A 12,529-nucleotide genomic window follows, 5' to 3' on the forward strand; every position below is an offset into this window, starting at 1 on the left:
GTGTTAGGTGCTGCTGTTTCTTTGTCTGCCCGCATTGAGATTGTAAGATCTGGTCATCTTTCCCGCTCAATTTCCCTGTCGTTAATCTGAAAACCCAAAACACGAAACTTTCCTGGTACTGAGGACAGTTGCTGCGACAACTTTGAGTTTAAAGATCACACCCTAACTACTCAAACGTGAAGACCAGCATAGGGGAGACGTTAATCCGGTGTCCGCCAACTCTAAGCACCATTTAAATAAAGCGTTGGCAAATTAACGTCTAACCAGCTAAGAGCAGCAACTAAATTAAAATTGACAGTCAATTTAATGACGGTTGCACCTAACGTTTTATGGTATGGTGTCGTGCGGGAGTTCGAAGTGTTTTCCTATCAGGATACACCGACTTTTTTACGAGCCACAAACGCTCGAAAACTTCTGAAACCCGCATGCACTATACCATGTGTTGTAGGGCGTTTTATTTTTTAATATCATGTAAATATTTTAGTAATCCCAAAATGTGATATCTAAAATGTGATTCGAAATCAAATTTTATCTGCCAAATTGCATCATCAGGAGAAGAGTTCTCAAAGTACCATTTTGCTTCTATTAAGTCTTTTATTATATCTGCTAAATCATCAATAGAATCTCCAACGACGGTTTCTGGATTATCAAAGTTCTCAATACCATTGAATACAGTGTTGTAGTAACCGAAATTACTAAAGTTTTTCTCTACTTGTTTTTTAATTACCTCATAATCAATCTTAGGACATTCTTTATTAGTATCATCAAATCTTTTTGGAAGCTCTAAAATTTGCTTATATATGGAGATTAATAAATATTCCAGGTTTTCTATTTTATCGTCCTCAGAAATATTAACTTCTCCTTGTCCATATTCAATTAATTTATCAATATTCTCAAGAAGCAAATCATTCATTAATTTTTAGATTTTAACTACGATTAAACAAACTTACTCTTTGACTATCATTTTTATTTATAATCCCATATATAGTGCTCGGTATACCAATAATCAAAATCAATACAAATGCTCCATAAAGCCCAGATTGCCATATATAATCCCAAAGCAGAATTAAAGTGATAGGAGTTCCCAGAATAAAAATACTTGATGCCATTAATAGAGCTATCTTACTTTTTTTAGCTCTTAAATTATCAATGTAATACTTTTTTATCGAGTTGCAGCTTTTACATTTTAACTCGATCTTATCACCATGAATCATTTTTAAGTCAACCTTTTCAGGCGACCAAGTCCAGAATGAAATCTCCTTTTTACACTCAGAACATTTTATATAAAGTTTCATTTTTAGCGGAATGTTTTCTGTTTAGCAGTTTGCCCAAATGCCCTACAACTAGTATATATACCGAACTTTATTAAGTATATCCAACCCATACAGTCGATAAAGCCTAACTTTTGTCTATGTTGCATTAAGATAACTTTTTTAAAATTCAGGTCCTTAAAAGTAGATAATAAAACTGAAATATACAAGCAGAATAAGTTTATTAACTGTTGTTGCTTTCAGGTTTAACGGTAATGTGTTGTAAGGCCTGTTTTATGGCATTGTCGGCCCGGAAGGTCAGATGCAGTTGTTTAATCTGCCTGGCCGACACATTTTCTTTGGCTTCAACCGGATTAACCCGGGCATGCAGACGGAAGGTTCCCAGTTCATCCAGTTTCAGGGTATAGCCTTGTGCCAGCAGTTCAGGAATCAGGTCTACCAATCCCTTTACTACCAGGTATACATCAGCATTGCTGGCGGTGGATCGTTTCTGCAGTTCCCGTGCAATCTGTTTCAGGTTCATCTGGCGGGAGCGGGTTAGTTTCGGAAACCACACCTGCCTGTCTTTTTTCCCGTCTTTCAACAGATGCATGGAGACGGTTTTGTAGGTAAGTACCATGGTTCAGTATATTTTAAAGTTTGGTAATTAGTGTTTAAGCATGCATAAATTACAAATTATCCATGGATAAAACCAAATTTATGCATGGATAAACGGTTTTTATATACGTAGCTTTTGTATAAAACAACAGGGAGATGGATTTAAAAAGACAGGGGTCTTGGAGGCAAAGGTAAATTTCGTGTCCTTCGTGGTTGGTTTAACCACAGAGAAACACAAAGCAAAATTCACAAAGGGCGCAAAGTCATTTCTTCGGTTTATGGAAGAAAATCTGTTATAGTCAGAACGTAATTTCCTAAGCTTATATGAATTCGAAGGATCATCGTGTTCTCTCTGTAAAACTTCGTGTCCTTCGTGGTTGGTTTAACCACAAAGCAACACAAAGGAGTTTCACAAAGGGCACAAAGGGTTTTTATTGCCTATGGGAGATAATCTTTTATAGTCAGATTATAATTCATTAAGCTCTCCGGGAGTCGAAGGATCACCGTGTCCTTAGCGTAAATCCTGGTGTCCTTCGTGGTTATTTAACCACAGAGCAACACAAAGGAGATTCACAAAGGGCACAAAGTCATTTCTTTGGTTTATGGAAGATAATCTTTTATAGTCAGACTATAATTCATTAAGCTCTCCGGGAGTCGAAGGATCATCGTGTCCTTTGCGTAAAACCTGGTGTCCTTCGTGGTAGTTTAACCACAGAGAAACACAAAGGAGTTTCACAAAGGGCACAAAGTCATTTCTTGGGTTTTTGGAAGAAAATCTTTTATAGTCAGATTAAATTTTACTAAGCTCTCTGGAAGTCGAAGGATCATCGTGTTCTTTGCGTAAATCTTCGTGTCCTTCGTGGTTGTTTAACACAAAGCAACACAAAGGAGATTCACAAAGGGCACAAGGTCATTTCTTCGGTCTATGGAAGAAAATCTTTTATAGTCAGACTATAATTCATTAAGCTCTCCGGGAGACGAAGGATCATCGTGTCCTTTGCGTAAAACCTGGTGTCCTTCCTGTTTGGTTTAACCACAGAGCAACACAAAGGAATTTCACAAAGGTCACAAAGTCATTTCTTTGGTTTATGGAAGAAAATCTGTTACAGTCAAATTATATTTTACTAAACTCTTCGGAAGTCGCAGGATCATCGTGTCCTTAGCGTAAAACTTCGTGACCTTCGTGGTTGGTTTAACCACAAAGCAACACAAAGGAGTTTCACAAAGGGCACAAAGTCATTTCTTTGGTTTATGGAAGATAATCTGTTATAGTCATACTGTAATTTCCTAAGCTCTTCGGAAGTCGAAGGATCTCCGTGTCCTTAGCGTAAATCCTGGTGTCCTTAGTGGTTGGTTTAACCACAAAGCAACACAAAGGAGTTTCACAAAGGGCACAAAGTCATTTCTTTGGTTTATGGGAGATAATCTGTTACAGTCAAATTATATTTTACTAAACTCTTCGGAAGTCGAAGGATCTCCGTGTCCTTAGCGTAAATCTTCGTGACCTTCGCGGTTGGTTTAACCACAAAGCAACACAAAGAAGGTTCACAATGGGCACAAAGGGTATGCTATGGGGTATGAAGTGCTTATGATGCAGCATCATATCTCGAATGCAGGCATAAAAAAGAGGCACCCCGAATCCAGGATGCCCCGACTACGTGAAAGTAGTATGATGAATTAAATCATTTAGTCACAGCCAGTTTAAATACCTCATTATTTTCATTCATCAGCAGATACACGCCGCTATGTAGCATTACATCTGCCGTATTATTCGTTATTCTTTTTTGATGGATCAGTTTACCATCCATCGTTATGATCCTGACTTCGGATGCTGAACCATGAATAAAAATCTGTCCGTTTTTGTAATGTCCTGTGAACGGAGATAACATTGGTTGCTGCAGTGCATTGGCTTCAAGGGTAATGCTGCCGCTGCCTTCAATAAACTCCGGATTGGTTGTTGCGGTAAACACACCTGACGAATAGGTCGTATTGCCAAGCGTGAGTGATCCCACAATAACATCGGCATTTACGATTGCTTTAGAACCGGTATTTAGTATCACCGTGTTGGCTGTGGAGGTACATTCAGCGTGATCAAACTGGATATAGTTTTTGTTTCCTGCAATGATTTTTGCTGTTCCGAAAGCGTCTGCACCGGCACCCACGATTCCGGTCGATCCGTCTGCATTTCGCGGCGCTGTTGTCAAATCCCACACCCCACTAAAGCCTGAATTATTTCCATGCAGCAATACATAGGATGCATTTGGCGTTGTTGACTGTGTATTTTTTATGGTCACCGTAGCATCTCCCACAATGGAACCACTCAGGTCCATAACACTGCCATCGGCATTCCCGCTGCTCATCTCAAAGTTGATATCATCCTGAATAATAATAGGTGCTTCCAGTGCAAAACCGGGTCCGCTTGTGGCGTATGATATTCGCTGATTCCCTTCAAAGGTCAGTGTTCCTGTAGACTTATGCTGACCTCTCAAACGCAGTTTACCTTTGTTTTTTACAAAAATTACATTGGCAATATTTGTGGTTGAAGCGGTTTCCATTTCACCTTCGCAGAGTACTGTTTCGCCTTCTTCCGGTAAAAGGGCAGGTGTGTAGTTTGCTGCATTATCCCATGGTCCTCCTGAGAACAGGAATGTATCGGGTCTGCCAACCACTACGGATCCCGTACCTGAAATGATGGAAGGATTTGTTGCTGCTGTATAGCTACCGACAGCCTGAAGCACTCCGTTAATATAGAATTCGCTCAGGGTTACCGTAGCAGAAAGATCAAGTGTTGCGTTTGGAACCACACTTAATGATGACTCGGGGAAAAAGGCTGCATCATTTTCAACTTTCAGCGTAGATCCGCTTTTCACTACAACGGCTGCTTTCCCGAGTGAGTTCTCACTTTGCGCATCCAATGTGCCTTCCTCCACGATAAATGCGCCTGAAAAATCGGTATTGTCAGCAGTCAGGATCAGCGTGCCACTACCACGCTTTACGATATTATGAATGCCGGTTAATGTGGCATCAATGGTCAGATTTGCATTGGTCGTTATGATCACGGTGTCTTTTGTGGCAATTTTCCCGCTCAGTGTCACATCCGATGTCGCGGATATGATGCCATCTTCAACAGCGAGGTATGCAACAGTGCTGTTTGCAGTTATGGTTAACTCAGCACCGTCCTTCAGATTCAGGTCAGCTCCAAAATTTCCGCCATTGGCATTTACAGTAACCGCACCGGATACATTGGCTACCTCCGCAGATGCCGGTGTCCCGTCAGGATTCCAGTTTTCCGCTGTCATCCATGACTTGTCAGCTCCACCGCCATCCCATTCATACGTTGTGGCCAGCGGTTCATCTTCGTAAGGTGACCAGCCATCGTTACCGTTCAGAACTGCAGCAGCAGTATAGGCGTTCGCTTCTTCATCCGTCAGTGCCCGCAGACCAGCCCAGTCAGCCCTTCCGCTCATGTCGGCACCGGCTCCGGTGTTCATATATTCATATAAATGCAGATCGGTACTTGTGGCAGCATACTCCATATTCCAGGTATCACCCCAACCTTCCGGATTGATCATTCCGGACATATCGCAGTACAGCCACGCTACCTTCGGGTATTCATGCCATGGGCGACCAAGACGGAATTTCTGACCGTCATTGGTGGGTTGCGGACTGCCATCTGTATAGGTGATATCGCAGTGGCTGAACACAAATCCATAAGCCTGACTTTTAGGCGTAGACGGTGCGGTAATATAACCACCACCAAAGCTTCTTATTTCACAGGCATCGAAAAAGCCTATACCGGCTCCGTAAATATAATCGGTTCTGCCCAGTACCAGACAGTTTTTAAAGTAGCTGCGTTTACCTGAGGTCCACAAATAAATTGTATCCTGGTAGCCCAGAATATTACAGTTGACAAACACTGTCTTGTCGGCCTGAACGGTAATGGCCAAAGCCTGTCCTACCGGACCTGCGGTATTCTGAATCGTCAGGTTCTCAGCTCGGAATCCGGCTCCCATTATCGTAAGTGTCGCTGAGGTACGAATCACATCGCCGGTCCATAATACGGCATCTTCAGCCGGACATTTATTCCCCGATGCCGGACTTTCGCAATCGTAAATATGATAGGATATGATCGTCTGATCCCGGCTTTCACCTATTAAGGTCACATTTAATTTATTGGAAGGGATCAACAGTTTTTCGGTGTTATATAAACCATTCTTAATAAAGATGACCGTTCTTCTATCGGACTGGTTCGATGGAACTGCATTGATTGCAGCCTGAAGTGTCGTGAAGTCACCGCTTCCGTCCTGAGCTACAACGATATCTGCATCAATGGCAAACAGGGACTGAGCTGTGCTCAACATAAGGAAAGCCCACAATAGTGTAAATTTAAGTTTCATAGTATTGTTTATTTGTAGTTAATATATTCTGATTTATTGTTGTCCGGTTAAAAAAACCAATAATAATTAAAGATTCTTCACTTCATTTTATTGCGCTCAGAATGACAGTCTCTTAGGTCCATATGGGGCTGGAGGATGGGTTGGTTTGCGATTCCGTAGCAAACCAACCCATCCTCCAGCGCAACGCCAGCAACTGCCTGTCATTCCGAGTGAAGCGAGGAATCTCTGAAGATTTTACCCGACAACAATGATTCTGATTCATTAATTCTGTCTTTTTACCTGCTTTTAATTCTTTTCCGATGTAAAAGTATATATTCCGTCTTTGGAGGTATCAAAGTCGAAAACAAAAGTCTGCGGGATTTTCAGCTCTTCCGGTTCGGCTTTTTCACTGATTAAAGGTTGTTTTACCTGTTCGGTGTAATAGAACGGGTTCGGATTCGGAGCACCGGCTTCAACCTGTTCTAACAAGGCATCACCTTTCAGCTGGTTTGCGATTCTTATCCTGCAGTTTCCTCCAAGTGCCGAATGTATGGTCAATTGATCTATTTTTTTGTTTTTCCATTCCATATCAATGGTAAAACCGCCCCTTGCTCTTAATCCTTTTACCGAACCATCGGGCCAGGCATCGGGAAGAGCCGGCAGAAGAAAAATATCGCCATCATAAGATTGGAGCAGCATCTCTGCAATACCTGAGGTACATCCAAAATTACCGTCTATCTGAAATGGCGGATGTGCATCGAACAAGTTAGGATAGGTGCCTCCGTTTTGTCCGCTTTTTTCTTCAGGGGCGGGGGAGAGTTGATCCTGGATCAGTTTATAGGCCCTGTTGCCGTCCAGTAACCTTGCCCAAAGGTTTACCTTCCAGCCCATGGACCAGCCGGTGGACTTATCGCCTCTGTATGTCAGGGAATTCTCAGCTGCACGGAACAGTTCCGGTGTGCGGAAGGGAGAAATCTGGCTGCCGGGGAATAAACCATATAAATGCGAAACGTGCCGGTGATGGTCATCTTTCCTGTCCCAATCCTTAAGCCATTCCTGCAGCTGACCGTATTGACCGATCTGCATAGGCGGCAGTTGTTTGAAAAGTGCGTTTATAGTATCTGCAAAGCTGGTATCCAGATCCAGTATTTCTGATGCATGCATCAGATTTGAAAATACATCAAACACCAGCTGATTGTCCATGGTATTGCCCGCAGCCATAGAAGCTCCTCCGGGATGCCTGTTTTCCGGTGACATGCATGGAGCTACCACCATCCATCCATGTGAAGGCTCTTTTTGCAACACATCTGCATAATACAGGGCTGAACCTTTCAAAACGGGATACACGTTTCTTAAAAAAGCGGTGTCACCACTAAAAAGGTAATGCTGCCACATGTGCTGGCTAAGCCAGGCACCACCCATTGGCCACAGGCCATAAAAAGCTCCGTCAACCGGACCTGTAATACGCCAGATGTCGGTATTGTGGTGTGTGACCCAACCCCGTGCTCCATACATCTTTTGAGCGGCATCTTTTCCTGTTTCGGACAAATCCTCAAGCATGGCAAACAAGGGTTCACTCATTTCCGGCAAATTTGTAATTTCAGATGGCCAGTAATTCATCTCGGTATTAATGTTGATCGTATATTTACTGTCCCACGGCGGACTCAGCTTGTCATTCCAGATCCCCTGCAGATTGGCAGGCTGCGTTCCCGGACGTGAGGATGAAATAAGCAGATAACGCCCGAACTGAAAGTACAAAGCCACCAGTTGCGGATCATTTCCACTGTTAAAATCCCTGATCCTTTTATCTGTTGGGTTTTTAATGGAATCTGTGGTTCCGAGATCAAGCGTTACCCTGTCGAAATATTTCCGGTAATCCTTAATATGAGCGGTTTTTATGGATGAATATGTTTTATCCTTAGCCGGGTTAAGGTATTTACCTGCTTCAGCAAATGCATCACCACTGATGTCATGATAGTTTATAAAATTGGTACCAATGGAAATATAAACTGTTACAGTATCGGCATTTTCAATTTTAAGTTTCTCATCTGCCATTGAAAGCGTTCCCCCGCTGAGTACAGGCAGAACAGAAACAGCAAATTCAACTTTACCTGTTTTGTTATCCACATCTTCACTCTTCCCGGAGAGAATGAGTTTATTATCGTGCACTTTTTTTGAAAACACAGTATGTGGCGTCCCTGCGTCAATATCACAGGTCAGTTTACCCGGTTTACCTGCCGTTAAACGAACCAGCATTACCTGATCCGGAGCCGAGATAAAGTATTCACGTTTATAAGTGATGCCCTTAACCGTATAAGTGGTTGTGCTGATGGCATTTTCAATGTCAAGCTCCCTTCTGTAATCCGTATAATTCTCATGACCGGAAAAGTGGATGTAAAGATCACCCACCGTCTGATAAGGCATGCCATAGTTATTCCAGTCCGGAGCATGACGTGGCACTTTGGTCATGGTAAGTGCTTCGGCTTCTTTATATTTTCCCGCAAAGATTAATTTTCTCACTTCAGGAAGAATCTCTTTAAATCCCCGGGGCAGATTATTTCCCGGTTCACCGCCCCAAACCGTTTCTTCATTCAGTTGTATTTGTTCTGTTTCTGCCGATCCGAACACCATGGCTCCCAGTCTGCCATTACCAAGCGGTAAGGCTTCTTCCCAGATCTGAGCGGGGCTTTTGTACCATAATTTCATCGGGTTTGTGGTGCTTGTGGCATCCTGTGTCTTGTGAGAACAACCCAGCAATGCCAGGCTAAGCATAAGGAGTATAAACCTGATAGAACGGGATTTCTTTATGATCATGATGTGTTTTTTATTTGCTGACGGGTTTAAGAAATCCCATCTCTTTCAGCCAGGCTTCACACAGTACCGGCCATTGTTGTGTTGATCCGGGATTATTCCGGATTCCTATACCATGTCCTCCATATGGAAAAATGTGCAGGCTGGCCGGAATATTATGTGCGTTTAAAGCTGTATAATACCGTACGCTGTTCATCGGGCTCACGCCATGATCGTTATCGGCATGAACCAGAAAGCAGGGCGGTGTTTCATCCGTTACATTCCGTTCATTGGAAAACCGTTCTGCCAGTTCTTCTGAATCCCTGTCTCCCAAAAATGTGAGTCTGCTTCCTTTATGGTAATCCTTAACGAGACTGACAACCGGAGAAACAAGAATCTGGAAGTCAGGCCTGAAATTCTTCGCATCAAGACTGTCACCGATGTTTGAAAAATCATCTGCTATGGTACAGATTGTAGTCGCGAGATGGCCACCGGCAGAACTGCCGAACACCCCCAGGTTATTGGCATCAATTTCCCACTGATCTGCATGGGCTCTGATCAGCTTCATGGCGCGTTGCGCATCCTGAACCGGACCTTCATAACTCACCCTCAGATCAGGTGAGTTGGGCAGGCGGTACATCAGTACAAAGGCATTTATACCAAGTGTGTTCAACCACTTTGCAATCTGCATGCCTGATGTTTTGTAGGTTAGCTTCTGATAACCTCCCGACGGACAGATAAGAACAGCGCCACGCGTATTTACATCCCTCGCTGTGAGATAGACATACATGCCGGGTACATCAATCTGGGTAACCCGTTCCCGTGCTTCAATGCGCTCAGGTGTCTTCCCCTGTGAATTAGGCATTTTTCCATCCGGCCACAGTGGCATGTATTCCTGCGCATTCATATTTAGTAATGACAACAGGGAAGCCAGCAGGATAAGAGAAGATGTGATTATGTTTTTATTCATGCAACAGTTTTACCTTGTTGCGGCAGCATCTGTACTACCGCTGAATTCATTTCTTACACTCGTATTCTGTTCGTTTACAGCTTATCCATCTTAACATCTTTGGTAAAACCGAGTTTCTGTTTCAGTGCTTCCCGTAAGGCTATTTTAGCCACATTATTGGCGCCTTCAACCTGGAGATGCGTGTCATCTTTACGTTCCTTTTCATATTTTTCGGTTGGTCCCACCCATAAGTACATTTTTTTGGAAGCTTCATCGCCCAATCCGTTGACCCAGTCCATAGTCAGAACCTGCATATCTACCAGAGGAACATTCATTTTTGCCGCCACCTTTCTTACGGCATCAGGATAATCCCCGTGCGTGGGAACCAGTTTGCCGTCTTCTCCGAATTTACGTCTGACAATAGGGGTTAAAAGTACCGGTGTGGCCCCTTTTGCCCGGCTTTCGTTCACATACATTTCCAGGTTGGCTGTATAGCTGCCGTATGGCAGTGTATAGCGGGTGGAATCCTTATATTTTTCATCATTATGGCCAAACTGTATTAAAACCCAGTCACCTGGTTTAATGCTGTCAAGCACGGTCTGCCAGCGGCCTTCGTCTTTAAAGCTTTTAGAGCTTCTGCCGTTTACAGCGTAGTTTGCCACAGTTACATTGTCGTTAAAATAGTTTCCAAGCACCTGCCCCCAGCCGGTTTCGGGATATACCCTTTCCGATTTATTGGCCATGGTGGAATCGCCGATGGTATGAATAACATATGGCTTTTCGGCTTTTTGACATCCGAAAAACAGTGCAATTGAAAATAAGGATATAATAAATTTATTCATGATTAGTTGTTGTTAAAAGTTACAGCGTTTTCAGGAACCTTATCACCGATGGTTGTATGGTTTTTTGAGCCGGCCAGAAGTTGAATATTATCGCAGGCATCACCTTTGATCGTAATATCATTTTTGGTTTTGAAATCGTAGTTTAACCCATCGGCATTAATATTTTTACAGTTATAAATCTCTACAGCCTTCTCATCCGGTGTATACAAATCCACATTTTTAAAGCTAACATCTTTGGTATCAATGAGCAGGATGCCCTTGTCGGCTTCAAGAATCATGTCGGTAAAGGTCACATTTTCCACATTCATTTCAGGCAGACCCTGAACATAAATGGCCTGTTGTGCTCCTTTCACTGAAATATCTTTCATGAAGATGTTCTTAAACTGTGGGGTCTCTTCCGTAACCGGGTATGTTTCTGCTGCGGTTTGTGGTCCGCCATCTTCCAGCATCTCGGAGACTGACTTGCCACCGTAATACAGGTTAAAGGAGATGGCATTTGTCGGAATATCAGCCATTTTAATATCAGAGATATAGATATTTTCCACTACGCCGCCACGGCCGCGGTTACTTTTAAAGCGCAGCCCGACGTCAGTACCAATGAATGTACAGTTGGAAACGTGCATGTTTTTCACGCCCCCGGACATTTCACTTCCTACGGTTACACCACCGTGCCCATGATATACAATGTTATTGGTGATCACAAGGTTTTCACTGGGTATGCCACGACGGCGTCCGTCTTCATCTTTACCCGATTTAATACAGATGGCATCGTCGCCCACGTCGAAGTTACAGTTGTCTACAATTACATTCTTACATGACTCTACATCCAGGCCGTCACCGTTTTGTGAATACCATGGATTTCTCACCGTCACATTTTTAACAATAAGATCTTCTATCATCAATGGATGAATGCACCATGCCGGCGAATTCTGGAAGGTCGGGCCGTTCAGCATCACGCGTTTACTGTTCTGTATTCCGACCATCACGGGACGCAGAAAATCGCGGATGGCCATGTAATCCTCTTTGGTTTTTAAGTTTGCCGGCACATTCATATCTGCATTTTCGGCAGCTCTCAAAAACTGTTCAGACGGGTACCAGCCGTCACCTTTTTCATTGACTACGCCACCGGATGCCACCAGTTCTTTCCACTGTCCGGCTGTTAGTTTGCTTCGCTTCACAAAACGCCACACATCGCCTGATCCGTCCCATACACCTGAACCTGTCAGGGCAACATTCTCCAGGTCCTTACCATAAATGGGAGAGATGCAACGCCAGGTATCCAGGCCCTCAAAGCTTGTTTTTACCAGTGGATAATCATCCTTGTTTTTTGAAAAGATGATCAGTGCTCCGGCTTCCGTATACAGTTCAAGATTACTCTTCAGCACTACAGGACCGGTGAGCCATATTCCGGAAGGGATGATCACCTTACCACCGCCTTTTTCTGAAACCGCATTAATGGCATCTGCAAAAGCCTGCGTATTCATAAACTGTCCGCCGCTGCGGGCTCCGAAATCGGTAATGCTGACCGTATAATCCGGAATAACCGGTGCTTTTACGTCCGGCATATTGAATTCCACGTCAGCTTTAATGGACTGAGGATTTTCGGTACCGGCATCGGGAGAGGCCTTACAGGCTGCAACCAAAAGCATAAAGGCAGCACTAAGGTAAAGAATCGGTTTTTTATTCATGTTATGTGTTTTTATT

The 12,529-nt window shown here is 43.3% G+C and carries 8 protein-coding genes; all 8 read right to left on the reverse strand.

Going from position 1 to position 12,529, the window contains the following annotated elements; genetic code table 11:
• Positions 1-454: 454 nt before the first annotated feature.
• A complete protein-coding gene (locus tag ACE1EF_RS19230; protein WP_375722333.1) occupies positions 455-913 on the reverse strand; it encodes a DUF5063 domain-containing protein in 459 nt (152 codons plus the stop codon).
• Between the two features lie 13 nt (positions 914-926).
• A complete protein-coding gene (locus ACE1EF_RS19235) occupies positions 927-1,295 on the reverse strand; it encodes a hypothetical protein (RefSeq protein ID WP_375722334.1) in 369 nt (122 codons plus the stop codon).
• Positions 1,296-1,494: 199 nt separating this feature from the next.
• A complete protein-coding gene (locus tag ACE1EF_RS19240; RefSeq protein WP_375722335.1) occupies positions 1,495-1,890 on the reverse strand; it encodes an HU family DNA-binding protein in 396 nt (131 codons plus the stop codon).
• Positions 1,891-3,550: 1,660 nt separating this feature from the next.
• Complete coding sequence (locus ACE1EF_RS19245) at positions 3,551-6,265, reverse strand: pectinesterase family protein (RefSeq protein WP_375722336.1); 2,715 nt, start codon at positions 6,263-6,265, stop codon at positions 3,551-3,553.
• A gap of 285 nt (positions 6,266-6,550) precedes the next feature.
• Positions 6,551-9,058 carry a glycoside hydrolase family 95 protein gene (locus tag ACE1EF_RS19250; RefSeq protein ID WP_375722337.1) on the reverse strand — a complete coding sequence of 836 codons (2,508 nt, stop codon included), beginning with the start codon at positions 9,056-9,058 and terminating at the stop codon, positions 6,551-6,553.
• A 10-nt stretch (positions 9,059-9,068) separates the two neighbouring features.
• Positions 9,069-10,004 (reverse strand): alpha/beta hydrolase, encoded by a 936-nt coding sequence (locus tag ACE1EF_RS19255; protein WP_375722338.1) that lies wholly within the window; start codon positions 10,002-10,004, stop codon positions 9,069-9,071.
• A gap of 74 nt (positions 10,005-10,078) precedes the next feature.
• Positions 10,079-10,825 carry a rhamnogalacturonan acetylesterase gene (locus ACE1EF_RS19260; RefSeq protein WP_375722339.1) on the reverse strand — a complete coding sequence of 249 codons (747 nt, stop codon included), beginning with the start codon at positions 10,823-10,825 and terminating at the stop codon, positions 10,079-10,081.
• 2 nt (positions 10,826-10,827) lie between these two features.
• A complete protein-coding gene (locus tag ACE1EF_RS19265) occupies positions 10,828-12,513 on the reverse strand; it encodes a glycoside hydrolase family 28 protein (RefSeq protein ID WP_375722340.1) in 1,686 nt (561 codons plus the stop codon).
• Positions 12,514-12,529: the final 16 nt, after the last annotated feature.

It is taken from the genome of Quyinboa sediminis, from assembly GCF_042219855.1.
Lineage (GTDB): Bacteria > Bacteroidota > Bacteroidia > Bacteroidales > UBA5342 > JBHJHP01.